Below are 25,443 nucleotides of genomic sequence, written 5' to 3' on the forward strand. Positions count from 1 at the left end.
ATGAGTGCCGTTATCGACGGACCACCACCAGCTTCTGGTTCACAAACTCTTTAATCCCCAGATCCGACAGCTCGCGGCCATAGCCGGAACGCTTAACGCCGCCAAAAGGTAGCTCAGCAGCGGTATCGGTAAGCCAGTTGATGTACACCATCCCGGTCTCAATGCGCGAGGCCATTTTCTTCGCCCGTTCAATATCCTGACTAAAGACCGCGCCGCCCAGCCCATAGTGGGAGTCATTGGCCAGGGCGACGGCTTCATCATCGTTCTTGACCACGTAAATCTGTGCGACAGGGCCGAAGAACTCTTCGAAATATGCCGGGTTATCGCGGGAAATATGGGTCAGGATGGTGGGCTCAAAGAAGCTACCCTCACGCTGAACCGGCTTGCCACCAAGGTGCAGCTTCGCGCCATTTTTTACCGCATCGTTGACCTGTTTGGTCAAGGTCTCCAGCGCGTCTTTTGACGACAATGGCCCAAGCGTGGTGCTTTCATCCAGCGGGTCGCCAATTTTTGCCTGCTTAAAGGCTTCGGTAAATTTACTCAGGAAAGCATCAGCAATTTTTTCGTGCAACACAAAGCGTTTTGCTGCGGTACAGACCTGCCCGGCGTTATTCAGCCGCGCATTGACGCCAATTTTCACCGCTTTATCAAGGTTGGCATCGTCCAGCACCACGAAGACGTCGTTACCACCCAGCTCAAGGGTCGATTTCTTGATGTGCTTCGCCGCCTGCGCCGCCACCACGCTCCCCGCTTTTTCGGAGCCGGTCAGCGCCGCGCCCTGTACCCGGTCATCGGCGATAATATTAGCCACCTGTTCCTGAGAGATATACAGGTTCGCCCACGCCCCTTCCGGCGCGCCCGCTTCACGCACCAGATGCGCAAAGACCTCTGCGCAGTGCGGCACAATGCTGGCGTGCTTCGCCAGCACCGGGTTACCCGCCGCCAGGTTCGGAGCCAGCACGCGCATCAGTTGGTAATAAGGGAAATTCCACGGCTCAACGGCCATCAACACGCCGATGGGGTGATGTTCGACCCACGCCTCGCCCAGCTCAGATTTATACTTCACCGGCGCAAGAAACTGCTTCGCGTTGTCGGCATAGTAGCGGGCGATTTGCGCGCACAGTTTCACTTCACCGCGGCTTTGGGCAATCAGTTTACCCATCTCCTGGCTGGCAATCTTTGCCAATTCCTCAACGCGGGCATCAATCAAATCAGCCAGTTTATACAGCACCGGCAAACGTTGGTCGATATCCCCTTTTGCCCAGTCGGAATGGTAAAGCGCATCGGCCGCTTTCAGCGCGGCTTCAACATCTGCGTCGGTATGGGAAGAGTACGCTTTGATAAGCTGGTTAGTGGCAGGATTAACTGTCTGGTAAGCCATCATGAATCTCCTTTTTTTTACCGCTTAGGGTATTAAGGGTAGTCAATCTGGCTGGTTACGGGCGTAAAGTTGGGTATAAACGGAGGTTTCCGAATAGACGTCCCCCGTCAGACACCTCGGGGGACGCCAGGTAAAAAAATTACCGCTTAACCTGCAATACTTCCTGCGATTCCTTATGCGTATCGACTTCCTGCGGCGTTAACCACAACGACTTACGCCCAAAGGTTTCGTACATTTTCAGCTGATCGTCATAGTGCTTATCCACCTTGCCGTCCGGGGCAATAAACCCACTTTGACCCGGTGCGACCACATCCCAGGCAAGCACCGGGCTTTTGCTGGCCGACGGTGAGAACACGATCATGTCGTTTTCCGTGCCGCGGTTCTGGTACTCCGCCTGATGACGCGCTTCCTCCGCTGCCGCCTGCGGCACGCCGAAGAAGTTATTGGCCCGGAAGGTCAGCGCCATCGCCGGGGTTTTCCAGCCGTTCAGGTCATTACCGTAGCGTGTTGACAGCGTCTGCCAGGCATCGTCCAGCGCCGCCAGCACCACCTCTTGCTGCGGTTTTCCGCCAAACAGATCAACCGCCTGCGGAATCGGTGACTTCTCGCCCTGCAGCGCTTCATAAAGGATCTTCGCCCCCACGCTGATGTTCAGCGAGCCGGTTGGCCCATCCTGCGTCGTCTCATAGCCGCTGGCGCTGTACCAGTCGCCGAACGGCTTCGGCACCGCCGCCACAACCGTCCGCTTGAGCATACTGGTCAGCCAGGCGTTCAGGATCGCGGAACCTGGCTGCTGATAGGTTTTACCACCTTCACTCAGCAGGTTGGTGCCATCCCAGCCCACCAGTTTATCCACCAGCTGACGACGTGGGTCGCTCACCGGCAGGCTCGCCGTCGCGTCCTTCAGTGCAGGCAGGAACAGCCGCAGGTTCAGATCCTGACGGCTGGTTTTGCGGATCACGTCCCAGGCCTGGTCAGCGGTAAAGCGCGGCTGTTTATCAAGAATACGGTCAATCTCGGTTACACGATCCGCGCCGCCCCACAGGAAGGCAAACAGATCGGACGCCGGGTAATCTTTTTGCGGCGAGTTGTTCCAGTTGGCGATATAACCCGACTGCGGGTTATATACCTTCGGGTTCAAATCGAAAGAGAGCAGCCCTTTCCAGTCCCACTTCCCGGTGCCAGGTACCGGCAGACGCGGGTCGTGGCCCGGCTGGCGGTCAGGATACGCGCCGGTGTGCACGTAGCCGATATTACCGTTGACGTCGGCGTAGTACCAGTTGATGGTCAGCGCCTGTTTTGCCGCCTGCTGCGTCCACTCCTGCCAGTTTTTGGCCTTCATCTGGTGAGTCCACGCCAGCAGCGATGCCACCTCTTTGCCGTCCCACGCGCGCGCTTTGGCATAGGCCGTTTCGGTAGCGGGGTCGGTTTGAATCACGTTGCCGTGCAGGGTTCGCCAGACGGTAAAGGTCTCCGGCTGACCGTCTTTGACCTTAATGGTCTCTTCGCGGCTCAGCATTTTCACCCACTGGCCGTTATGCTGGTAATAGCCCGGTTTATCCTTCGACAGTTTTTCGGCAAAGATGTCGACATCATCGCCGAAACCAGCGGTAGACCCCCAGGAAATAGAACCATTGTGGCCAAACACCAAACCTGGGTAGGCGAATGGCGTATTCCCGGTGACATCATAACCCGCACCGTGCAGGCCAATGCCGTAGGTGTAGGCCGGCGCGTACCAGCCGAACTGCGGACCGTTGACCATAATGGCCTTCGCATCCTGCGCTTTGTTTTTACCAATCACCCACATGTTGCTGGTCGTTGGGTAGCCCGCCAGCCCGTTGGCTCCGCTCTGCGCAAACTGCGCGGCGATAGTTTCCCGGTTTTGCCCCGCCGTCAGCGCCAGCAGAGCGCCATCAGCGCCTTTTGCTGGCCGGTCGAGCATCGGTGCCGGGCGGTCATAGCGCGGCAGGAGCGCCGCGGTTTGCGCATTTTTAAGGTCGAAGGTGAGCGGGTAGTGGCTTTCCTTAGGGGAAATGGTGGTGGGCGCAGACGGGTTAACCAGCCATTTTAACTGGTTAAAGACCGCCATCCCCTGCGGTTTGCCGTATTTGTCTTTTAGCGCCGTCAGCAACGCCAGGTTATCAATCTCGCTGGTGCTATCAGAGAAACGGTTCGCCATGGTGCCGACAAAAACCATCGCCACATCAAAAGGCTGCCAGTGCTGCGGGGCGAAACCAAAGGTGGAAAACTGTTTTGGCAGCAGCTTGCCGGGGTTGGCGTTCACCTTATCAATCCAGGCGTTCATACCGTCGGCATAGCCTTGCAGGATAGACTTATCCTCCGGTGAGAGCGCCGCGATTTGCGCCCGAATCGAGTCCGGCCAGTAGTTCTGGCGAATATCCTTATCAAAGCTCACAAACGACTTGCCGAGCACTTCAGAGACCGTGCCCTGAGTACTGCGCCGCGCCATCTCCATCTGGAACAGGCGATCCTGCGCCACCACGTAGCCATAGCCGTAAAACAGCCGATAGGTATCATCGGCGTAAATATGCGGCATGCCGTATTCATCGCGAACAATCTTGACCTCGGTCTGGGTGCCTGCCGCCAGCGCGGAAAGGCTCCAGGAACACATCAGGGAAGCAGCAACACAGTTCACGATCATACGATTTGTATTTTTCATTGTATCCTCTTGCAGGTGTATGATTAGCGAATTGATACTAGCTGTGGAGCAGTATTTATCTATACGTTGCGAATGATTTCAGCGTGAACTGTGAGTCTGATATCAGTTATTTGATACATTAAATTAGTTAATGTGATCCAAAGCGAATCGTTTAATTTTCACGCATTTCTGTCCGTTTTCCCCTGATGTGGTATAAAAATAAAAAACCGCCGGGACGAACGAATGACCACACCACGCGATATTTATCAAACCTTCACCCGACAGTCCGGACTTGAGCGACGCAGCACCTGGCAGAGCACGCAGGCCTATAAGCGTCACAGCCACCCGCAGCTCTCAATCGGGGCGATCGTGGAAGGCGGAACGCGCTGCGTCTGTGACGAGCATGAGTATCTTTTGTCACCCGGCGACCTTATCGTTATCCCCGCTAACGCGCCGCACAGCTGCAACCCGATACAGGGGAAGCCGCGCAGCTACCATATGCTCTATATCGATACCCCACAGCCATTAGCCCAGCAGGTTATCCGCAATGATGTGCTGTTCCGTCTGTATCTCAACGTTGTCGAGCAGATGTCCGCCGACGCGCTGACCGCCCTGTTATCTGCCCTCTCACTGAGCGCTAAAGGTGAAGAAACGCTGCGAGCCACCAGCCAGCAATTGCAGCAGGCGCTGTTGGCTGACCCCGTCTCTCCGCCCTCCCTTGATGAGTTCGCCGCGCGCTTCTCGCTGCGCAAAGAGACCTTAATCCGGACGTTCAAGCAGGATACGGGCCTGACGCCCGGTAGCTTTCTCAACAATTCCCGGGTGGAGTTAGCGAAAACACGCCTGCGGGCCGGGGACGAGATTGCCGACGTGGCCTACCAGACCGGCTTCGCCGACCAGAGCCATTTCCACAAAACCTTCGTCAGCTACACGGCCGCCACACCGCGTCAGTACGCGTCGGTTAGATCAATATCCGACAATAATTAGCGCCCCCACAGGCATACGCTGACCTCACGCTTTTCATTGAGGTCGCTATGGAACAGGTCACATCGTTATTTCCTCCGGCGTTTCCCGCACTGGCGCTGGCGCACTTTATGGCGCTGCTCAGCCCGGGGCCGGACTTCTTTTTACTGATTGGCTACGCCATCCGTTATCGGCTGCGCGGCAGCATGGGGCTGTGCTTTGGTATTGCGGCAGGGAACGGGCTGTATATTTTACTGGTGGTGATTGGCTCGGGGCTGCTGCACCAGACGCCGCTGCTTTTCACCCTCATCGAACTGTTAGGCTCCGCCTATCTGCTCTGGGTCGGCAGCCAGCTACTGAAAAGCCGCGCCGGGAAACGGGAGTGGCAACATACCGCATCATCGTCACGACCTTCGCTCGTCAAACAGCTGTTATTAGGATTAGGTTCTTCGCTTCTCAACCCGAAGAACGCGCTGTTTTATCTGGCGCTGATGACGGCGCTGCTGGGCCCGAACGTGACCGTGGCGCAGCAGGCGATTTGTGGCGTCTGGATGACCAGCGTTGTTCTGCTGTGGGATCTGCTGTTGATCGTGCTGATCGCGCTGCCGCAGGTTCAGCGCCGTTTGGGCAATCTTGTCTGGAAAATTGAACGGGCCGCTGGCGGCATACTGATCGGCTTCGGCGGCTGGATTCTGTGGCAATTTGTCGCCAGCTAAAACGATGGCGGGCGACGTGTCTTTACACGCCGCCCGAATTTTAACGCAGTTCTTCACGTCGCAGTCCAATATCTTTGAGCTGTTCGTCGCTCATTTTCTGCAATATGCGGCGCGTTTGCTGCTGTATCCACCATTTTTTAATAAAACGCCCTACCAACACAAAACCGATAAACGGCTGTTTCGCCCTGTTCTCGTGAAATTCCATCCTCTACCTCCTCACCTTGCCAGAGGCTTTATCTTCACGGATTTCAGGCCTAACAATACAGATTCAAAAAACACTTTTCTTTAACATACAGATTCGCTAAAACGATATCTGCGTGCGGTTTTTCTCGCCTGACTGTACTGGTTTTTTCATCTGTATGGCGAAAACTGAGGATACAGCGATGACCCGTTACCAACATCTGGCCAACCTGCTGGCCGAGCGGATTGAACAAGGGCTGTATCGTCATGGCGAGAAGCTGCCTTCCGTGCGCAGCCTGAGCCAGGAGCACGGCGTCAGCATCAGCACCGTCCAGCAGGCGTATCAGACGCTGGAGCAGCGCCAGCTGATTACCCCTCAGCCGCGTTCCGGCTACTTCGTTGCCCCGCAAAAAGCCCAGCCGCCGGTACCGCCGATGTCGCGCCCGGTACAGCGCCCGGTGGAGATCACCCAGTGGGATCAGGTATTGGATATGCTGGAAGCCCGCGGCGATAAATCGATTATCCCTTTCGGCGGCGGCTCGCCGGACGTCACCCAGCCCAGCCTGAAGCCGCTCTGGCGCGAGATGAGCCGGGTGGTACAGCACAACATCGTTGATGTGCTGAGCTACGACGAGCTGGCCGGTCGCCGCGAACTACGCGAGCAGATCGCCCGCCTGATGCTCGACGGCGGATCGGTGGTGACCGCCGACGATCTGATTATCACCAGCGGCTGCCACAGCGCGCTGTCGCTGGCGCTGCTGTCGGTGTGCCAGCCCGGCGATATTATTGCTGTTGAATCACCCACCTATTACGGCACCATGCAGTTGCTGCGCGGGTTAGGACTAAAAGCCATTGAGATCCCCACCGATCCCAACACCGGGATCAGCATCGAAGCGCTGGAGATGGCGCTGGATCAGTGGCCGATCAAAGGGGTGATCCTCGTCCCCAACTGCAACAATCCGCAGGGTTTTATCATGCCCGACGCCCGCAAGCGCGCGGTGCTGAGCCTTGCCCAGCGCTACGACATCGTGATTTTTGAAGATGATATTTACGGCGAACTGGCGACCGAGTACCCGCGCCCGCGCACCATCCATTCGTGGGACATCGACGGCCGGGTGATGCTGTGTAGCTCATTTACCAAAACCATCGCCCCCGGCCTGCGCATTGGCTGGATAGCGCCGGGCCGCTATTACGACAAGCTGTTACAGATGAAATACGCCGCCAGCGGCACCAACGTGCCCTCGACCCAGCTTGCCGCCTCTAACTTTATCCGCGAAGGCCACTACCACCGCCACGTGCGGCGGATGCGGCAAATCTACCAGCGCAACATGGAGATCTACACCTGCTGGCTACGCGAGTTCTTCCCCTGCGGGATCTGCGTCACCCGCCCAACCGGCGGCTTTATGCTATGGGTGGAGCTGCCCGAGCAGGTCGATATGGTCTGCGTCGCCCAGCAGCTGTGCCGAATGAAGATCCAGGTGGCGCCGGGATCGCTGTTTTCGGCATCCGGAAAGTATCGGAACTGCTTGAGGATCAACTGCGCGCTGCCACCGATTGAGAAACATCGGGAGGTGATGGTGCAGTTGGGGGAGGCGGTGAAGGTGGCGATGGAGTGGGCGGTAAAATAAACATATATGATGTCGCCACGCAAAATTATGCTAGTTATTATCAATAAACACTTAAAAATAAATAGTATTTAAGATACATTACGAAAGACACAGGTGAGTTCTTTAGGATTAGATCGCCAAATATGATCGAAACCACTTGATAGTAATATTTCGACCTTATGCCCAGGCATTTCTATCAATAGGTAACGATCATGGCAACCTAGATATTTTTGTTGAGTAGTTTCCTGAACACTCCAATCAGAACATACACTTTTTACAAAATCATTTGTAATCTCTTTACTATTTAGTAAAACATTTAATTTCTCGGGAGTATCTGCATATTCAATAATTAGATTGCCCCTTGGAAGAATAGAATAAAACAGGCTTTTATTATGATCCCAGTTTGTTGCAAAGTAATTATCACAAATTGTTACTCTCCGTGCATCACGGCATAGTATTTCTAGGTACTTTTTCAAATCATCTCGAGATGCATTAGCCTCAATGTTTATGGCAATATGATTATTGATTAATCCATCCTTATAGTGAACATAAGGCAACTTCTTTGATGGGTCATCAGTTAAAATAACTTTCAATGCAGATTTTGAAGCTAATGTAAGAAGATCATCATCCTTTTCCCCTTCATTTAATAGCTGAGGTAATATCCTTTCATAAGTTGCATCATTGAGGCCTAATTTTTTAGCTGCTTCCCATTGTTTTTTATTTGTGGAATACGGAAACGTAATTTTTTTTAATATTCTTTTATACTTCTTAGAACCTGTATGATTTAAATATTCCACTAGCAATGGCGTTTCAAGTACTATATTCCCTAGCATTTATCTCATCTCCATCAACTCAGCTAATGTAGCATCGAAAAACCCTTTCGGGAATGATGATTTATTATGGCTAAGATCGGTAAAATCACCATTATCATCGATAAGCAATGAAACAAAAGATTCATCTACGCTAGGTTTATAATGAACCACAACATCAGTAGAGGATATTGCATCATCATAAATTTGATAAGCGACGCGATTAATTAAATGCTCACAATGAGTCTCAACAATAACCTGAATCCCTTTACTCGCAATAAATGTCAGGAATATAGCCAAATGAGCTTGAGCCTTAGGATGTAATTGAATCTCAGGATTTTCCAATAAAATTAGATCTCCTTTTTTCGCCATAAGACAGATAATAAGCACCTTAGCAATATAGCTCATTCCGGCGCCTAAATTTAATGGCGATACACTCCCCTCCAATTCTCTAATGCTAAATGCGACTTTAACTTGATCTCCTACTTTTTCAGTGACCAGTTCTGAACTCGTTCCAGTAATTAATTTCAACCAGTATGAAACCTGATATGCCAATGTTTTCGACTCAGTAGTTTTAACCAGATAATCAGGAACTGGATTGTTTTTCATTTTATCGAAAGTTGAAAACAAATGCTCTCCAGCCCCGCCAACCCGACGTTCAGCTACAGGAAGAAATTCTTGCGCACCTAATCTATTAGCATTTAAATAAAGTAATTCAGGCTCACTTCCAATCACGCGAGGTTCATATTGATATCCTAATCGACTATCAATATCCGTGTATTCTGCATTCAATACTAGATTGTGTTTTGTATTGTTAGAATCCTGAACACTTATACGGATGGATTTCGCGTTAACTTTTTTATTTCTAATTGATGTAAAATCAGCCAAAAATCTAATAACATCTTCCATGCTATATTGGTTTACTGAAGCGCTATGCTTAATGATTAACATTAGCGCCTGTAAAACACTAGATTTACCAGACGAATTGGTACCTGTTAATATTGTCAATGGTAATAATGACAGTTCCGCAGAGTCCAGACTTTTAAAACCATTTATGCTAATTTGTGTAAGCATCTTTAATCCTCCTTATCATTTCCCGAGCAAAATCAAATCGAATTTTTACATATTCCGTAGTATCTATCGCTCCAGAAAAAACACCTAACGCATCAAAATTACTCTTATATTCTTCTATAAATCCTAGTAGAGATGTGTTGTGTGGTAAAAAATTTAAATCAATCTGACTGAAAACCATAACTAATACTTCAAATAAGCCCATATTAACTGGCCGCCTCTTCCCCCCCGATTTTGAAGAGAATCGAAAAGCCTCAGAACCTAAAGATTTGTAAACATTAGTCATTCCAGTTATACAAGCATATTCAACTTCATCAATTAAAGCATCACTTGCTTTTGTATTAATAAATTTCATAGCTGATGCGAGAAAAGCATCAATGTCAGAACGAAACTCGACTCCAGGCAACTGCCCTGTAATCAATAAATAAAAAGCAACGAATCGAAGAATAAGATATCGATCCCTCATTCGTTCAGACTTTACACCACCTCCGGTTGCTAATTTAAATGACTCATGTTCAGCTAAATTTTGAATTAAAAGAGTTGCAACTCCCTGATACAGGGCATGACGCATTTCTTGTTTATTCAAATTAATGCCACCACGATTCACCCGTTCAAAAATATTAAACTTCACATATTCCGGCGTCGGCGGTTGAATTACATAAGAGTGTAATTGACAATCCTCAAGTTTAGCCTGCAATAATGGAGGTATATCAGTAAAATGTTTTCCTCTCAAGTCAGGTAACATGGATAGATCTGTTAACGCAAATTCATTATTAATATAGCGTTTAAGCGCAGAAATTCGCTGTTTCCCATCAATTATTTGTCGGACACCATTTTCATCTTCGAAAAGATAAATTAACGGTATAGGAATCCCCATCAAAATAGATTCGATTAGTTCTGATTGGTGCTTTCGATCCCACACAATCTTACGTTGGAAATCAGGAGCAAGCACTAATTGCCCACGTGCTTCACGGCGTAATAACTCAAAAACACTGGATTGTTCTTTCGCAATTCGAACTTCCGTATCAGTCCCCATCTGATGCGGATGTGACGTTAACTCGAGTTCTTCTTGCCCTTCGAGTTCAATAATGTCGTTTTCTACATCCACATCACGCATGTTGAGATCACCTTTCATATTTCTGTTCGTATCACTATGTTGCAGGAGCAGTACTCTAATTCTAATAATTAAGAGCAATTACCGAGCTTAATTATACCCTAAGTTTGGCTTCAACCGCGACTATAGCAGCATCATTATGCGAGTCATTTTCCATAACTTGAAGATCATATACTGTCCGTGGTCATAGCCAGCCCTCTGATTTTATGTACAATCGGAATGGTCCTGATTAAATTGAGAGCGCCCAATGGCTGACCTGAACCTGAGTACCCTGACGGAAGCAGACATCATCACCAAACGCGTTATGCCCGCCATCCTTGATGCTGGCTGGAACGACACAACGCAAATCAGACAAGAGGTCAAACTCCGGGACGGTAAGGTCATCGTGCGCGGCAAAGTCGCGGCGCGAAGAACGGTGAAATCCGCTGATATCGTGCTGTATCACAAACCGGGGATTCCGCTGGCGGTCATTGAAGCCAAAGCCAACAAACACGAAATCGGCAAAGGAATGCAACAGGGGATCGAGTACGCGCGCCTGCTGGACGTTCCTTTCGTCTTCGCCACTAACGGCGACGGTTTTATTTTCCGCGATGCCACGGCAGCCGAAGGTGAGTTGCTCGAAAAACACATTACCCTCGACGAGTTTCCATCCCCAGCCGAACTCTGGCACAAGCTCTGCGTCTGGAAAGGCTACACCGCTGCCCAGCTACCGGTGATTACTCAGGACTACTACGACGACGGCAGCGGCAAAGCACCGCGTTATTACCAGCTACAGGCCATCAATAAAACGATTGAAGCCGTTTCCGCCGGGCAGAACCGCGTTCTGCTGGTGATGGCGACCGGCACGGGGAAAACCTACACCGCCTTCCAGATTATCTGGCGTTTATGGAAAGCGAAAAGTAAGAAGCGGATCCTGTTCCTCGCCGATCGCAACATTCTGGTCGATCAGACCAAAAATAACGACTTCCTGCCGTTTGGCACGGCAATGACCAAGGTCACCGGGCGCACCATCGACCCGGCATTTGAAATCCACCTCGCGCTGTACCAGGCCATCACCGGTCCGGAAGAAGATCAAAAAGCCTTTAAGCAGGTAGCCCCGGATTTCTTTGACCTGATTGTGATCGACGAATGCCATCGCGGCAGCGCCTCCGAAGACAGCGCGTGGCGCGAAATCCTCGACTATTTCAGCGCCGCCACGCAGATTGGCTTAACCGCCACGCCGAAGGAGACTCATGAAGTCTCCAGCACCGATTACTTCGGCGACCCGGTCTATATCTACTCGCTGAAAGAAGGCATCGAAGACGGCTTCCTTGCCCCTTATAAAGTGGTGCGCGTCGATATCGACGTCGATCTCCAGGGCTGGCGCCCGACTAAAGGCCAGACGGATAAAAACGGCGAGCTGATCGACGACCGTATCTACAACCAGAAAGATTTTGATCGCACGATGGTGATTGATGAGCGTACCGAACTGGTGGCCAAAACCATTACCGATTACCTCAAGCGCACCAACCCGATGGATAAAACCATCATCTTCTGTAACGACATCGATCACGCGGAGCGGATGCGCCGCGCGCTGGTCAATCTCAACCCGGAACAGGTCAAGAAGAACGACAAGTACGTGATGAAAATCACCGGCGATGACGACATTGGCAAAGCCCAGTTGGATAACTTTATTAACCCCAAAAAAGAGTATCCGGTTATCGCCACCACCTCCGAGCTGATGACCACCGGCGTCGACGCAAAGACCTGCAAACTGGTGGTGCTGGACCAAAACATTCAGTCGATGACCAAATTCAAGCAGATCATCGGCCGCGGCACCCGCATCGATGAACGCTACGGCAAGCTATGGTTCACCATCCTCGACTTCAAAAAGGCTACCGAACTGTTCGCCGACGAACGCTTCGACGGCATCCCGGAAAAGGTGATGGACACCACGCCGGAAGATATCGCCGACCCGGACTCTGATTTTGAAGCGCAGTTCGACGAGCACGAAGGAGAGGCCGAAGACGACATCACCGGGGCCGATGAAGATCCTGCGCCGTATACCGTCACCAGCTCAGACGATGTCGGCCCGCTGCCGGAAGACGACGAGAACAAAGTGCGTAAGTTCCACGTTAACGGCGTCGCCGTCGGCGTGATTGCCCAGCGCGTGCAGTATTACGATGCCGACGGCAAGCTGGTCACCGAATCCTTCAAAGATTACACCCGCAAAACGCTGCTCAAAGAGTACGCCTCGCTGGATGATTTCACCCGCAAGTGGCAGAACACCGAACGCAAAGAGGCCATCATCAAGGAACTGGAGCAGCAGGGGATCATCTGGGAAGTGCTGGCGGAAGAGGTCGGTAAAGAGCTCGACCCATTCGACATGCTGTGCCACGTGGTGTATGGTCAGCCGCCGTTAACCCGCAAAGAGCGGGCGGAGAACGTGCGTAAGCGCAACTACTTCACCAAATACTCCGACGCCGCGCAGGCGGTGCTGAATACGCTGCTGGATAAATACGCCGATGCGGGCGTGCAGGAAATAGAGAGTATTCAGGTGCTGAAGCTCAAGCCGTTCGACAGCATGGGTACGCTGCCGGAGATCATTAAAAGCGGATTCGGCGACCGTAACGGGTATAATCAGGCCATCAGCGAGCTGGAGAGCGAAATCTACCACTTACCGCCCCGCTCCGCGTAACCACTCCCCCTTTTGCGCCTTCTGCTGCCGCCGCGTAGCAGAAGGCCTTATTGTTAATGAAACATGGAACACATCATGTCAATCAGCTCAGTAATCAAATCCTTACAGGACATTATGCGCAAAGACGCCGGCGTGGACGGCGATGCGCAGCGCCTCGGCCAGCTCTCCTGGCTGCTGTTTCTGAAAATCTTCGACGCCCAGGAAGAGGCGCTGGAACTGGAGCAGGATAACTATCAGTACCCGATCCCGCAGCGCTACCTGTGGCGCACCTGGGCGGCAAACGCCGAGGGCATTACCGGCGATTCCCTGCTGGAGTTCGTCAACGACGACCTGTTCCCGGCGCTGAAAAACCTCACCGCACCTATCGATAAAAACCCGCGCGGCTTTGTGGTCAGACAGGCGTTCAGCGATGCCTATAACTACATGAAAAACGGCACCCTGTTGCGTCAGGTGATCAACAAGCTCAACGAAGTTGACTTCACCAGCGCCAGCGAACGCCACCTGTTCGGCGACATTTACGAACAGATCCTCAAAGATCTGCAATCGGCGGGCAACGCCGGTGAGTTTTATACTCCGCGCGCCGTCACCCGCTTTATGGTCGATCGCGTCGATCCGAAGCTCGGCGAGTCGATTATGGACCCCGCCTGCGGCACTGGCGGCTTCCTCGCCTGCGCATTCGATCACGTAAAAAACCACTACGTGAAGAGCGTGGCCGATCACCAGACGCTGCAACAGCAGATCCACGGCGTGGAGAAAAAGCAGCTCCCGCACCTGCTGGCGACCACCAATATGCTGCTGCACGGTATCGAAGTGCCGGTGCAAATCCGTCACGACAACACCCTCAACAAGCCGCTGTCGTCGTGGGATGAACAGCTGGATGTGATCGTCACCAACCCGCCGTTCGGCGGCACTGAAGAAGACGGCATCGAGAAGAACTTCCCGGCAGAGATGCAGACCCGCGAAACGGCGGATCTGTTCCTGCAACTGATTATTGAAGTGCTGGCGAAAAACGGCCGCGCGGCGGTGGTGCTGCCGGACGGCACGCTGTTTGGCGAAGGCGTGAAAACCAAAATCAAAAAGCTGCTCACCGAGGAGTGCAACCTGCACACCATCGTGCGTCTGCCGAACGGCGTGTTTAACCCGTACACCGGGATCAAAACCAACCTGCTGTTCTTTACCAAAGGCCAGCCGACCAAAGACATCTGGTTCTACGAGCATCCGTACCCGGCGGGCGTGAAGAACTACAGCAAAACTAAGCCGATGAAGTTTGACGAGTTCCAGGCCGAGATCGACTGGTGGGGCAACGAGGCCGACGGCTTCGCCAGCCGCGTCGAGAACGAGCAGGCGTGGAAGGTCAGCATCAACGAGGTGATTGCCCGCAACTTTAACCTCGATATCAAGAACCCCCACCAGGCGGAAACCGTCAGTCACGATCCGGATGAACTGCTGGCGCAGTACGCGAAGCAGCAGGAAGAAATCCAGTCCCTGCGCCACCAGCTGCGCGATATCCTCGGCGCGGCGCTCTCCGGCAAGGAGGCCAACTGATGGCGGTGGAAAAACTGATTGTCGACCATATCGATACCTGGAGCACTGCGCTACAGACCCGCTCCACCGCCGGACGCGGCAGCTCGGGCAAGATTAACCTGTACGGCATTAAGAAGCTGCGCGAGCTGATTCTGGAGCTGGCGGTGCGCGGCAAGCTGGTGCCGCAGGATCCGAACGATGAACCAGCGTCTGAGTTGCTAAAAAGTATTGCGGCGGAAAAGGCCGAGCTGGTGAAGCAGGGGAAAATTAAAAAGCAAAAACAGCTGCCGGAGATTAGCGAAGAGGAGAAACTGTTTGAGCTACCGGAGGGGTGGGAGTGGACACGATTAATTAATCTTGGTACATGGGCTTTAGGTTCTGGTTTTCCAAACGCGGTTCAAGGAGGCTCTGATAAAGAAATTTTGATGTGCAAGGTTAGCGACATGAATCTCGAGGGTAACGAGAAATTCATCGTTTCAACAATAAATACAATTTCAAAAGATCTAGCTGATGAATATAAAATTAAAATTTCAGAGCCCGGCACCATCATTTTCCCTAAAATTGGAGGAGCAATTGCGACTAATAAGCGAAGAATTTTAGTTCAGGAAACAGCAATTGATAACAACTGTCTTGGAATAAAACCCTGTAATGCAATTTCAGGTGAGTGGTTCTATCTAATCCTTAGTGCTCTCGATATGTCAAAGTACCAATCAGGTACCTCGATACCCGCGATAAACCAAAGTGTCATAGGTAGTATACCTATCGCACTTCCTTCTCTAAAAATGCAAGAGAAGATTTTATCTTATGTCATAACCCTAATGTCCCTCTGCGACCAACTGGAGCAGCATTCCCTGACCAGTCTGGATGCTCATCAACAGCTGGTTGAAACCCTGCTAACCACGCTAACCGACAGCCAGAACGCCGATGAACGGGCCGAAAGCTGGGCGCGTATCAGCGAGCATTTCGACACGCTGTTTACCACCGAAGCCAGCATTGACGCCTTAAAACAGACCATTCTGCAACTGGCGGTGATGGGCAAACTGGTGCCGCAGAATCCGAACGACGAACCGGCCTCTGAACTGCTCAAACGTATTGCGCAGGAAAAATCGCAATTGGTGAAAGATGGGAAAATTAAAAAGCAAAAACCGTTGCCACCGGTTAGTGATGAGGAAAAACCGTTTGAACTGCCGGATGGGTGGGAATGGTCTAGATTAGATCATGTTGCAACAAAGATTACCGATGGTGATCATAAAACTCCACCACGCATTGCTGAAGGTTATAAATTACTTTCAGCCAAAAATATTCGCGATGGTTTTTTAGACTATGAAAACTGTGATTATATTTCAGAGTCTAGCTATATAAAATCCCGTGAAAGATGCTTACCTGAGAAAGGTGACCTATTAATCGTTTCGGTTGGCGGAACAATAGGAAGATCATCATTAATTACTGGCGACTCTGAATTTGCACTCGTACGTAGTGTTGCAATAATAAAACCATTAATTATTGAACCAAATTTCTTGAAAATAGCTATGGACTCCCAGTTATTACAATCTATGATTCACTCGCACAAACGCGGTGGAGCACAACCTTGTTTATATCTTGGCGAAATAAGCAAATTTCGATTCCCTGTACCTCCATTAAAAGAGCAAAAAAGAATCGTTAATACAGTAAATATATTCATGGAAATCCTTGAAACCTTAACTTTAGCGTTCAAATCCGCCCAACAAACCCAGCTCCACCTGGCCGACGCCCTCACCGACGCCGCCATAAATTAACTCCCCCCCAGAAACCAATAAAGCGGCTAAATAGCCGCTTTATTCCCATCACCAGAAATAATCCATCCCCGCATCCACACCCTTATTTTCATTCATTTTCAGCTGGACTTTCCTTCTATTCCCTGATGATATATACAGGTATTTTTCGCAAGACGCCCGTGCTGCAACACGAGCGCCTCGCTAATCACAATCACTATTTACAGAGAATAGCCATCATGACTACCCCGCATTCTATTGCAGAATTCACCGATCCAGAAGTCTCCCCCAACAAATAACCGCGTCGCCACCGTCAGTTATGCGAGCCGCTACCCGGAATACACCCGTATTCCCGCCATTACTCTGAAAGGCCAGTGGCTGGAAGCCGCCGGTTTTACCACCGGCAGCAAAATGGATATTAAGGTGATGGAAGGCTGTATTGTGCTGACCGTGAAACCACCAGAGCCGCCGCTGATGCAGTCGCTGCATCAGGCCTGCACGCTGTCGGCGCGTAAACAGCGTCAGGTGCAGGACTTTATCGGCGTCATTGCCAATAAGTCGCGCAAGCGGGAAGCCTAAAACCCGTCGCCCGGCAGCCTATCCGCTGTCGGGCTTGCACTATTCCCCACAGCCAAAAGCCCGAATTCCTCTTTTATCTCCTCCCACTCCACGTATGATAGTGCGAATAACCTTCAGGAGGGATCCATGAGCGATATCCAGCTTTTCCGCCTCGGTGCCGGGAAAGTACAAGAACTGCCGGGCAAAGCTGCGGCCATTGAAAAAGATCTGCAAACACTGATCGAATCCCATATGGAAACCTTCCTCGGCGTCCGCTTTCTCGACACCGAATACAGCACGGGTAAAACCCACCGTGGGCGGATTGATTCCCTCGGCCTCGATGAAAATAACTGCCCGGTGATTATTGAATATAAGCGCCACAGCAATGAAAACGTCATTAACCAGGGGCTGTTTTATCTCGACTGGCTGCTCGACCATAAAGCGGAATTTCAGTGGCAGGTGATGGAGAAGATGGGTAAAACCACGGCCGAAGCCATCGACTGGTCAGGCACACGGTTAATCTGTATCGCCGCTGATTTTAATAAATACGATGAACACGCCGTGCAGCAGATTAATCGTAATATCAGCCTGATTCGCTACAAGCTGTTTGCCGACGACCTGCTGATGCTGGAACTGGTTAACGCCGTGGTCGAAAACAGCTCCCAACAGATCACCATCGATGCCCCGACCAGCAACGGTAAGCGCCATACCCGCACGCAGCGCGAACAGCTTTCCTCTTCCTCCCCCGCGCTGTTGTCGCTGCACGAGCAGTTAAAAAGCTTCGTGCTGTCGCTTGGGGATGAAGTTCAGTTTAAAGAGCTGAAGCTGTATGACGCCTTCCGCCGCATTCGCAATTTTGTCTGCGTCGCGGCTTATCCCGTCACCGACCCGCACCTGCGGCTATGGCTGAAAATCAATCCGCAGCATATCCAGCTAGAAGACGGCTTTAGCCGGGACGTCACCCATATCGGCCACTGGGGAACCGGCGACGTCGAGCTGATTGTGCGTAATGAACACGACCTGGATAAAGCCAAACTGCTAGTTGAAAAAGCCTATCAGGAAAACTGATTTATCCCGATTCCGCATGGCGTTGGCATCAATCCAACGCCACCTTCGCATTCACGACGCCGCGCTCACCGCCCCTTCCCCATTCGCCGCATCCTGCGGTCGTGAAACCGTGCGGCTTTTACTGCCATCCACCCCAACGGCAATTTCCCCTTCCACCGTCACCCGGCGCACCACACGCGGCTGGGTGCCGTAGTCGTTCACCGCGTAATGCTGGGTGCTGCGGTTATCCCAAATCACCACGTCGTCCTGCTGCCACTGCCAGCGCACGGTGTTGTCCAGGCGGGTGATGCGGTTTTGCAGCAGTTCGAACAGCTGCGCGGATTCCCGCGAGCTGAAGCCCACCAGCCGTTTGACGAAGTGCCCCAGCAGCAGCGCGCGTTCGCCGCTGACCGGGTGGACGTGCACCACCGGGTGCTCGGCTTCCCAAAGGGATGAGACGAACACTTTCTGGTGATGCGCCAGGCGGTGCGTTTCGACGACGACGCGTTCGGCGCCGTAGTCATAGTCGTTGCTGTGTACCGCATGCAGGGTGTCGACGAAGCGCTTGAGCGTCTCCGGCAGTTGCTCGTAGGCGCGGGCGGTGTTGGCCCACACGGTGTCGCCGCCGTATTCCGGGATGGTGACGCCGCGCAGAATGGAGATTTTCGGGAAGGCGTCAACGAAGGTGACATCGGTGTGCCACGAGTCGGCGCGGCCGCCGCCTTTGGAGGCGTCGAGTTCGAACAGTTTGGTGCCTTCGGGAGACGGTACCGTAGGGTGGGGAACAATCTTGCCTAAGCGCGCGCCGAAAGCCTGATGTTCGGCATCGGTCAGGTGACCTTGCTGGCGGAAGAACAGCACTTTGTATTTGACCAGCGCCGCATCGATCTGGGCGAAAGTGTCGGCATCAAGACTTGCAGAGAGGTGAATATCGCGGATCTCCGCGCCGATGTTGCCCGCTACGCGGCGTACGTTCAGTAAAGGAAAATCGGTATCAGCAGTGTTCACAGCAGTCATGATTGCGCCCCGTTAAAATCGTCAGAAACCCGAATATAGAAATATTCCGCCGGGTCACAAAGTCGACTTTGTGATATTGATAGGTCGCAGATGGGATTGCATTATTCGGCATCGAGCCGCCCCGGGGTCGGCGTGAACGCCTCGCCCGGGAATGAAACAGGAGTCTTTATGAGCACGGAAATCAACCTCACCCCCGCCGAGCGCGAGAAACTGCGCGATCAGCTAACGGATTACTGCGCCAAACAGTTCGACCTCGAGCTGGAGCAGTTCGACGCGGAGTTCTTTATCGATTTTATTATCGAGAAGCTGGGGCCGGCCTTTTATAACGCCGGGATTGATGAGGCGATTCGTACCCACTTTGCGTGGAGCGAGCGCATTCAGGAAGAGATGGATCTGAAGAAAATTCTATGAGTTCACAGTACGTTATTCGTTCTTTGCGCGACCATCCCGAGCAGATGGAGGTGGTTATCGCCTATTTCCAGCAGCAGTGGGCATCGGAAGCATCGATGATGGTTTACGACGACGCGCTGCGCCGCACGCCGGGGGCGAAAAACCCGCTGCCGCAGTGGTACTGGCAGCAGGATGGCGAGCGGATCATCGGCTGCGCGGGGTTGATTACCAACGATTTTATCAGCCGCGGCGAACTGTACCCGTGGCTGTGTGCGCTCTATATTGAGCCGGACTATCGTCGGCAAGGACTGGCGCGGCGGTTGATTGAGCATATCGCCCAGCACACAAAGCAGCTTGGCTTTACGCAGCTGCATCTGTGCACCGATATGGACGGGTTTTACGAGCAAGCTGGCTTTAGCTTCAACGGGTTGGGCTATCACCCGTGGGGTGAGTCTTCGCGGGTTTATACCCGCGAGTTGAGCATGTAGCCGGATAAATGCCGGGTGGCGGCTGCGCCTTACCCGGCCTACAAAACCCTGCCTGTAGGCCTGATAAGCGCAGCGCCATCAGGCGATCCACTTCTCCTGTTGCAGCTCCAGCAACAGCAACATCATCAGCGCCTGGGCGTACGGCACCGGCGCCATCGCAATATCGCAGTAATATTGCAAATCCGGCCCGACCATCGTCCCTTTCGACGCTTCCAGCAAGATCCCATCGTCGATTCTGTCGCGCAGCGCATGCCAGGCGCGCATCGCATGATCGGCCACCTTCTCGTCGAGGATCCCCATCCGCACGCCGCGTAACATACCGTAGGCGATCCCCGCCGTAGCGGAAGATTCCTGCGGCGATAAAGGATCGTCAAGCAGCGTGTGCCACATGCCGTTGTCGGCCTGCAGCTCGCAGAGCGTGTTGACCTGGCGCGCGACCACCACCGAGAGGTAGCGCTTCACGCTGGCATCCAGGCTGTCGCCGAGCAAGGCGATAAATTCCGGGATCGCTACGGTGATCCACGCGTTGCCGCGCCCCCAGAACGCTGCCGAGAAGTGATGTTTGCCAACGAACGTCCAGCCGTGATACCACAGGCCGCTCGCCGGTTCGCACAGGTAGCGGGTGTGTAGCAGGAACTGGTACGAGGCTTCATCAATCAGGTCTTTGCGCTTCAGCACCACGCCCGCGGTACCGAGGAACAGGCAGGTCATAAACAGCGTGTCGTCCCACAGATGCCCGGTGTTCGGCTGCTCTTTCACCACGTGCTGGAAGCCGCCTTCTTCGGTTTTCGGCAGGGTACGCAACAGCGCATCGGCCCAGTCGTTCACCACCTTCAGTAGATCGTCTCGCCCGGTATGTCCGGCTAGCAGCGCGAGAGTGATCATCGGCGCGGTAGTGTTGATCTGAATTTCCGGCAGCCCTTTTGCCAGCTGATCTTCATACCAGGTGAGGATCGACTGCTGGAGACTGGCATCATTCTGCTGACGCGCATACTGCCAGAATCCGTACAGGCCAACGCCCACTTCCCATTCCCACTCTTCGAAGTGGATAGCAAAGCCTTCGCCAGAGCCGGTACCGACTTCGCCCATATTTTTCAGACGGCAGAAGCCCTGAACTACCTGCTCCAGCAGGCCGTTTAATGCTACGTTGTTCATTGCGCGTCTCCTGACAGCGTGACCTGAATTTCATTACCCACCAGCGTCGGGAACGCGGCGGCTTTGCCGTTGTGCTGGCAGTTACCCTGCCCGTCAAGCTGCATCAGCATGTGCTGGTCATTCATCACCCGTGCGACGTCGTCTTGATGTTCAATGCGCAGCGCCTGAACCCGCTGGCAGAAGGCGCTAAAATCACCCTCGCCCACCTCCAGCCACCACGCCACGCGGCGGCCTTCGGCACGCACTTCATCACCGTTGACGGCAAGCGGCTGCGAGCACAGCACCGCGGCAAAGGCGTTGCCCGCCCGCACGGCAAAGCCCTGCGCCAGCGGAAGCACTTCATCAAAGGCTTCGGCATGAAGATGCAGATGCGTCCAGCCCAGCGCATCGCGCGCGTCCAGTTGCCACAGCAGCATCGCCTGATTCTCCACCTGCATTACGCGCGGCAGTACGCCGTTGCCCGCCCAGAAAGAGGGACGCGCTTCGCTGCCCGGTGCCACGTCGCCCGGATGGTTTACCCACAGTCGGGCATCGGGACGCACGGCAAACTGCACATCCACCAGATGCTGCTGATGCCCGCGCTCGCCGCTGTGGTGATCCACGCAGCTCGAGAGGCTTACCGCTGGCTGTTTCCACGCCACAATGTTGCCGCCGCCGCACTGGTAGTGGGCGCTGAGCGTACCGTGGGTTAAATGCGCGTTTCGTGCCGATTCCAGCGGCGGCACGTAGTCGCTCAGGCAGAAAAACGGCAGCGAGGCGCACTTGCGGTTGACGTGCCCACCGCCCCAGGCGACGTGGCCGAAGGCGGAAATCTCGGTCATCTGGCCTGCCAGCAGCTCTTTTTCATACACTCGGCCCATGGTGCCCGCAGCAATGCCAGACTGATAGTGCAACGCGCTGGTCTGCATCAGGCGGTCGATTAAGCGCTGAGCACGCTGGCGCAGCGCGATATCGTCGGCCAGCTGGTAGAGCGCGAACAGGCCGATGTAGTCCACCGGGTAGTAAGGCGCAGAGTTCCACTCGACAAAGCCCTGCTGCTCGATGGCATCGAACCAGGCGTTCAGGCGCTGGGCAGCCACCGCCTCTTGTTCGCGACCCGTGCGGCCAGAGGCAATAAAACGTTCCTCCGGGAACATCTGCCCGGCCAGGTACTGCGCGGTGTGGAAGCAGAGCGCGTGGTTTTCGCTCCAGTACCACATCACGTCGTTGCCCAGTTCGTCGTACCAATAGCGATAGCCAACAATCGCGGAGCGCACGCGCTTCCACAGCACCGCCGGGAAGTGTTCGCCGTGGAAGTCATGCCAGATCCACAGCAGCGGCACCATCGAGAAATCCGAACAGTCCTGACGGGCGCTGATACGTTGCAGGGTGCGAATCAGCAGGTTCTGCGCCAGCGAGCCGGTATCGCCCACGTGCAGCATGGCGAGCAAACGCCCGGTGCGCGGCACACCGTGCTCGGCAATGTAGCTCAGAGCCACGCGTTTGCGGGTCTCCAGCACACCTTCACCGCCGGGCAACGCCTCCTGGGGCAGCACGGTGACGCTAAGCGCGCGGCTCATGGTGACCTCCCCCAGCGAAGCGGTCAGCGTCAGGCGGTAATGGCCCATACCGATAGAAGCAGGAAGCGGAAGCGTTAACTCGCCGTTGCCGGTGTCGACCAGACCGAAATCCAGCGGGATCGTTGGAATGCAGTCGTTGCCGAGGCTGTGTACCGCGCCGCGCAGCGTCAGAGTCATATTCGCCGGGCAGGTTAGCGCCAGACGCTGGTCGCGTACGGTAGCAGTGGCGGGCAGCGAGCCCATAAACTGCGCCAGCGCTTCCACATACGCTGTATCCATAGTCGGCAGCCCTGCCTCAAGCGGATGCTCGCCAAGATAGATCATGCGGAAGGCAAAAATCGTGTCGCGCTCAAACAGCTCGTCGAGGTGGATAAGCAGCGCGTTCTCCCCTTGCTGGAGAGGAATATCAACGGCCTGCGTTTGCAGCGTATTGCGGGTAAACGGCGTGAAGCAGACGGCCTGCTCGTCGCCGCTCCAGATACGCACGCCGCCACAAGTGGCAATCTCGAAAGGATAGCGACCCGTTTGCGGCACATGCAGGGTGACGCGCAGCCAGCGCTGGCTGTGGGTGGCGACGGGCTGCACACCCGAAAAGGTCACGGTATCACTGTGTCCGGTCCAGGTAGCTTCGCTTGCCGGTAACGCCTTGTCTGGCGACACGGCGCGCTGCGCAACGTCGCGGCGGAAGATGCGCCGACAGAATGACGCCTCCGCCGGGCCTTTGCCGTTGGCGAACCGATAGTCCATCGGCTCATCGACCGTTTCGCCCGTGAAAAACTCCGCAAACCGCTCATTGTGCGGCAGTGACACCGTAAAGCGCGTCAGCGCTTCGCCCGCAACCAGCCTCATTATGCTTTCCTCAATAACCGCTAAGTAATTGCTCGTTATTCTCTGGAAACGGTACGCCACAGGCTATGCGGATAAGGGCGGGGTTTTGCGGAACTGCCCGGTCATTCACAATCCTGACCGGGCGCGGGGATAAAACGTGATGAATATCACATGAGGATGGCTATCTGCCCATGATGAACCGGGGAAATTCACGTTTCCCCGCCACAGCGGTCAATGGCATGGTGATCGCTATCACACTTTACCCTTTCAGCTGCGTCAGCTCATGGCTCAGGCTGTCGGCCAGCATGCGCACGCGGGTCGGGTCGAACATCACGTGCAGCCCCGGCGACGCGTCGGTGTGCTGGGCGCAGAAGCTGTCCATTTCTGCCGCGCAGCGGTACAGCTCCTGAAGATTGACCTGGCAAATCTCACGCATGCTCCAGCTGTTTTCCACCAGCCGTGCAAAATGGAGGGTGAAGAAGGCTTTCTGGGCGTGGCGGAACAGCAGGCAATAGAGGTCAAAGCCCTGCCACTCTTCCTGCCAGCGTTTTTGCAGTGAATACGGGAACGCCGCGCGGTCGGCAAAGGCTAGCGCCTGCTCGCGCAGCGTCACCGCCGCCTGCCAGGCGCCGTCTTTCTCTTCGGCAATCAGCGACAGGTTGCGCCCGGAGATCTCGACGTCGCTGGCGCTGAAGAAGATATCGCGCTCAGAACCCGGCAACCAGTGGTTGCGGTTGAGCTGGCCGTAGAGGCTCCACACCGCCTGGCCGTAGCTTGCCGGTACCTGGCTGTGGCGATGGAAGACGTGATCGCGCACGTAGATGGCCTGATACAGCACCTGCCCGGCCTGCGCCATCAGCGACTGAAACTCCTCGAACGTCGCCTCGTCAGGCCGCCAGCCGTAGCATTCATCCAGCCAGTGGGTCAGCAGTGCCGCGCGGGTCAGATGTTCATTTTCCCGCGAGAGGATCTGGCTACAGGCCACCAGGTTGCACTCGCTCAGCGTGCCGATCACCCAGTGGTTATCAACGCCTTCCCAGCTGGTTTTGCACACCGCGCCGTTAATGCTGGTGTTGCCCCGGCACCACAGCAGACGCCCCTGAAGTTCGTCGATACGCGGGAACGGAAACACGCCCCAGCCCACCTCTTCACCCACCAGATCCAGCTCCACCCAGACGTCACGATTTTCCACGTCGAGCAGCGCCGGGTTATTGGGAAACGTCGGCCAGAAGCGCTCCGGCGTGAGTTTGATCGACACCGATACGCATTCCGGCAGAGTGCGAATCGCCTCCATCACGTTGGCGATGTCGTGGTTGCCCGCCGGGAAAGCGCGCAGCACCAGATGTTTATTCTCGCGCATCATCGCCCGCGCCATGGCGCTAAAACACTGGGTATAACGTGACAGGCTGCGCGGGTCGATATGCGGCGAGGGGTCGTCCTGCCCGGTCAGCTCCCAGTTGGGGCGAGAGACCGGCAGCAGGCCGTCAGTATTGGAGAGCGCCACCAGCAGCCCGCTCATGGCGGGGATTTGCTGGCACAGCAACGTGAGCTTATCCGCCAGATACTGGCACCAGAACTCGACGTCAAAGCGGATGCTGCCGTCTTTATCAATCAGCTGCGGATGTGCCGCCAGCAGGTCAGCCGGGAAACTTAACTCTTTAGCCTGGAGATAAAAACGTAGCCCCTGCTTGTGGCAGTAACCGGCAAGGCGATTGAGGTAGACACAGCGAGCACGCTGCTGGCTGGAGAGACGGTCGTTGTACTGGTGCGGCGTGTAGCCCTTCGGCGAGACCAGCTTGTCGAACAAGTCGACCTGCCCGACAATCACGGTATTAAAATCATGGCGGGCCGCCCACTGCACCAGCTCGCAGGCTTTCTCCCAGTTCCAGAACTCCTGGTTATTCAGTTCCAGCGCACGCGTTTTCCACATCGTCTTCTCCCTCACGCCA

The 25,443-nt window shown here is 54.1% G+C and carries 19 protein-coding genes and 1 pseudogene; 10 read left to right on the forward strand and 10 right to left on the reverse strand.

Features of this window, described 5'->3' with window-relative positions:
* Positions 1–10: 10 nt before the first annotated feature.
* Together V6940_RS12675 and V6940_RS12680 are read right to left on the reverse strand one after the other, a co-directional pair.
* Complete coding sequence (locus V6940_RS12675; RefSeq protein ID WP_333496100.1) at positions 11–1,381, reverse strand: NAD-dependent succinate-semialdehyde dehydrogenase; 1,371 nt, start codon at positions 1,379–1,381, stop codon at positions 11–13.
* 139 nt (positions 1,382–1,520) lie between these two features.
* Positions 1,521–4,061, reverse strand: a complete 2,541-nt coding sequence (locus tag V6940_RS12680; RefSeq protein ID WP_333496101.1) for a penicillin G acylase — start codon at positions 4,059–4,061, stop codon at positions 1,521–1,523.
* Positions 4,062–4,283: 222 nt separating this feature from the next.
* On the opposite strand from V6940_RS12680, the gene V6940_RS12685 reads away from it, so the two are divergent.
* Positions 4,284–5,027, forward strand: a complete 744-nt coding sequence (locus V6940_RS12685; protein WP_333496102.1) for an AraC family transcriptional regulator — start codon at positions 4,284–4,286, stop codon at positions 5,025–5,027.
* Positions 5,028–5,074: 47 nt separating this feature from the next.
* Positions 5,075–5,719, forward strand: a complete 645-nt coding sequence (locus V6940_RS12690; protein WP_333496103.1) for a LysE family translocator — start codon at positions 5,075–5,077, stop codon at positions 5,717–5,719.
* A gap of 40 nt (positions 5,720–5,759) precedes the next feature.
* Here V6940_RS12690 and V6940_RS12695 read toward each other — a convergent pair whose 3' ends face one another.
* Positions 5,760–5,924, reverse strand: a complete 165-nt coding sequence (locus V6940_RS12695) for a DUF1127 domain-containing protein (protein WP_333496104.1) — start codon at positions 5,922–5,924, stop codon at positions 5,760–5,762.
* 178 nt (positions 5,925–6,102) lie between these two features.
* Between V6940_RS12695 and V6940_RS12700 the strand changes: the two genes are divergently transcribed.
* Positions 6,103–7,527, forward strand: coding sequence for an aminotransferase-like domain-containing protein (locus V6940_RS12700; protein WP_333496105.1), 1,425 nt, complete (start codon positions 6,103–6,105; stop codon positions 7,525–7,527).
* Positions 7,528–7,595: 68 nt separating this feature from the next.
* Here the strand turns inward: V6940_RS12700 and V6940_RS12705 are convergent, their stop codons facing one another.
* The 3 genes from V6940_RS12705 to V6940_RS12715 are packed head-to-tail and all read right to left on the reverse strand — an operon-like array spanning position 7,596 to position 10,503.
* Positions 7,596–8,339, reverse strand: coding sequence for a hypothetical protein (locus V6940_RS12705; RefSeq protein ID WP_333496106.1), 744 nt, complete (start codon positions 8,337–8,339; stop codon positions 7,596–7,598).
* Positions 8,340–9,389 carry an AAA family ATPase gene (locus tag V6940_RS12710; protein ID WP_333496107.1) on the reverse strand — a complete coding sequence of 350 codons (1,050 nt, stop codon included), beginning with the start codon at positions 9,387–9,389 and terminating at the stop codon, positions 8,340–8,342. It abuts the gene before it with no gap.
* On the reverse strand, positions 9,373–10,503 hold the full coding sequence (locus V6940_RS12715; RefSeq protein ID WP_333496108.1) for a DUF262 domain-containing protein: 1,131 nt from the start codon (positions 10,501–10,503) through the stop codon (positions 9,373–9,375). Before V6940_RS12715 ends, V6940_RS12710 begins: the two co-directional genes overlap by 17 nt.
* A 244-nt stretch (positions 10,504–10,747) precedes the next feature.
* Between V6940_RS12715 and hsdR the strand changes: the two genes are divergently transcribed.
* From hsdR to V6940_RS12740, 5 genes and pseudogenes are all read left to right on the forward strand, one after another.
* Positions 10,748–13,177 carry an EcoAI/FtnUII family type I restriction enzme subunit R gene (gene hsdR / locus V6940_RS12720; protein WP_333496109.1) on the forward strand — a complete coding sequence of 810 codons (2,430 nt, stop codon included), beginning with the start codon at positions 10,748–10,750 and terminating at the stop codon, positions 13,175–13,177.
* 75 nt (positions 13,178–13,252) lie between these two features.
* The gene (locus tag V6940_RS12725) at positions 13,253–14,722 is read left to right on the forward strand and encodes an N-6 DNA methylase (RefSeq protein ID WP_333496110.1); all 1,470 of its coding nucleotides are present in this window, start codon (positions 13,253–13,255) and stop codon (positions 14,720–14,722) included.
* Positions 14,722–16,476 carry a restriction endonuclease subunit S gene (locus tag V6940_RS12730; RefSeq protein ID WP_333496111.1) on the forward strand — a complete coding sequence of 585 codons (1,755 nt, stop codon included), beginning with the start codon at positions 14,722–14,724 and terminating at the stop codon, positions 16,474–16,476. Before V6940_RS12725 ends, V6940_RS12730 begins: the two co-directional genes overlap by 1 nt.
* Positions 16,477–16,691: 215 nt before the next feature.
* Positions 16,692–17,031 (forward strand): annotated as a pseudogene (gene symE, locus V6940_RS12735) (endoribonuclease SymE).
* Between the two features lie 126 nt (positions 17,032–17,157).
* Positions 17,158–18,078 carry a DUF5655 domain-containing protein gene (locus V6940_RS12740; RefSeq protein WP_333496112.1) on the forward strand — a complete coding sequence of 307 codons (921 nt, stop codon included), beginning with the start codon at positions 17,158–17,160 and terminating at the stop codon, positions 18,076–18,078.
* A gap of 51 nt (positions 18,079–18,129) precedes the next feature.
* On the opposite strand, the gene V6940_RS12745 is transcribed toward V6940_RS12740, so the two are convergent.
* Positions 18,130–19,074, reverse strand: a complete 945-nt coding sequence (locus V6940_RS12745; RefSeq protein ID WP_333496113.1) for a TauD/TfdA dioxygenase family protein — start codon at positions 19,072–19,074, stop codon at positions 18,130–18,132.
* Between the two features lie 168 nt (positions 19,075–19,242).
* Here V6940_RS12745 and V6940_RS12750 point away from each other — a divergent pair, with 168 nt between their 5' ends.
* Both V6940_RS12750 and V6940_RS12755 read left to right on the forward strand, forming a co-directional pair.
* Complete coding sequence (locus tag V6940_RS12750) at positions 19,243–19,485, forward strand: DUF2164 domain-containing protein (RefSeq protein WP_185668202.1); 243 nt, start codon at positions 19,243–19,245, stop codon at positions 19,483–19,485.
* On the forward strand, positions 19,482–19,952 hold the full coding sequence (locus tag V6940_RS12755) for a GNAT family N-acetyltransferase (RefSeq protein WP_333496114.1): 471 nt from the start codon (positions 19,482–19,484) through the stop codon (positions 19,950–19,952). Before V6940_RS12750 ends, V6940_RS12755 begins: the two co-directional genes overlap by 4 nt.
* Before the next feature lie 78 nt (positions 19,953–20,030).
* Here the strand turns inward: V6940_RS12755 and bglB are convergent, their stop codons facing one another.
* The 3 genes from bglB to V6940_RS12770 form a co-directional block, all read right to left on the reverse strand.
* Entirely contained in the window at positions 20,031–21,107 is a 1,077-nt protein-coding gene (gene bglB / locus V6940_RS12760; protein ID WP_333496115.1) for a beta-galactosidase BglB, read from the reverse strand.
* A complete protein-coding gene (locus V6940_RS12765; RefSeq protein ID WP_333496116.1) occupies positions 21,104–23,515 on the reverse strand; it encodes a hypothetical protein in 2,412 nt (803 codons plus the stop codon). The genes bglB and V6940_RS12765 overlap by 4 nt, the downstream gene beginning before the upstream one ends.
* A 238-nt stretch (positions 23,516–23,753) precedes the next feature.
* On the reverse strand, positions 23,754–25,424 hold the full coding sequence (locus V6940_RS12770) for a hypothetical protein (RefSeq protein ID WP_333496117.1): 1,671 nt from the start codon (positions 25,422–25,424) through the stop codon (positions 23,754–23,756).
* Between the last annotated feature and the right edge of the window lie 19 nt (positions 25,425–25,443).

It is taken from the genome of Kluyvera sp. CHPC 1.251, from assembly GCF_036759945.1.
Classification (GTDB): domain Bacteria; phylum Pseudomonadota; class Gammaproteobacteria; order Enterobacterales; family Enterobacteriaceae; genus Kluyvera; species Kluyvera sichuanensis.

Excerpts from the sequence above, each read along its gene's own strand:
- V6940_RS12750 (WP_185668202.1), top strand. The coding sequence starts at position 19,243 with ATGAGCACGGAAATCAACCTCACCCCCGCCGAGCGCGAGAAACTGCGC.
- V6940_RS12715 (WP_333496108.1), bottom strand. The coding sequence starts at position 10,503 with ATGCGTGATGTGGATGTAGAAAACGACATTATTGAACTCGAAGGGCAA.
- V6940_RS12700 (WP_333496105.1), top strand. The coding sequence starts at position 6,103 with ATGACCCGTTACCAACATCTGGCCAACCTGCTGGCCGAGCGGATTGAA.
- V6940_RS12675 (WP_333496100.1), bottom strand. The coding sequence starts at position 1,381 with ATGGCTTACCAGACAGTTAATCCTGCCACTAACCAGCTTATCAAAGCG.
- V6940_RS12705 (WP_333496106.1), bottom strand. The coding sequence starts at position 8,339 with ATGCTAGGGAATATAGTACTTGAAACGCCATTGCTAGTGGAATATTTA.
- V6940_RS12695 (WP_333496104.1), bottom strand. The coding sequence starts at position 5,924 with ATGGAATTTCACGAGAACAGGGCGAAACAGCCGTTTATCGGTTTTGTG.
- V6940_RS12690 (WP_333496103.1), top strand. The coding sequence starts at position 5,075 with ATGGAACAGGTCACATCGTTATTTCCTCCGGCGTTTCCCGCACTGGCG.
- V6940_RS12730 (WP_333496111.1), top strand. The coding sequence starts at position 14,722 with ATGGCGGTGGAAAAACTGATTGTCGACCATATCGATACCTGGAGCACT.
- hsdR (WP_333496109.1), top strand. The coding sequence starts at position 10,748 with ATGGCTGACCTGAACCTGAGTACCCTGACGGAAGCAGACATCATCACC.
- V6940_RS12745 (WP_333496113.1), bottom strand. The coding sequence starts at position 19,074 with ATGACTGCTGTGAACACTGCTGATACCGATTTTCCTTTACTGAACGTA.
- V6940_RS12740 (WP_333496112.1), top strand. The coding sequence starts at position 17,158 with ATGAGCGATATCCAGCTTTTCCGCCTCGGTGCCGGGAAAGTACAAGAA.
- V6940_RS12765 (WP_333496116.1), bottom strand. The coding sequence starts at position 23,515 with ATGAGGCTGGTTGCGGGCGAAGCGCTGACGCGCTTTACGGTGTCACTG.
- V6940_RS12680 (WP_333496101.1), bottom strand. The coding sequence starts at position 4,061 with ATGAAAAATACAAATCGTATGATCGTGAACTGTGTTGCTGCTTCCCTG.
- V6940_RS12685 (WP_333496102.1), top strand. The coding sequence starts at position 4,284 with ATGACCACACCACGCGATATTTATCAAACCTTCACCCGACAGTCCGGA.
- V6940_RS12770 (WP_333496117.1), bottom strand. The coding sequence starts at position 25,424 with ATGTGGAAAACGCGTGCGCTGGAACTGAATAACCAGGAGTTCTGGAAC.
- V6940_RS12710 (WP_333496107.1), bottom strand. The coding sequence starts at position 9,389 with ATGCTTACACAAATTAGCATAAATGGTTTTAAAAGTCTGGACTCTGCG.
- V6940_RS12755 (WP_333496114.1), top strand. The coding sequence starts at position 19,482 with ATGAGTTCACAGTACGTTATTCGTTCTTTGCGCGACCATCCCGAGCAG.
- V6940_RS12725 (WP_333496110.1), top strand. The coding sequence starts at position 13,253 with ATGTCAATCAGCTCAGTAATCAAATCCTTACAGGACATTATGCGCAAA.
- bglB (WP_333496115.1), bottom strand. The coding sequence starts at position 21,107 with ATGAACAACGTAGCATTAAACGGCCTGCTGGAGCAGGTAGTTCAGGGC.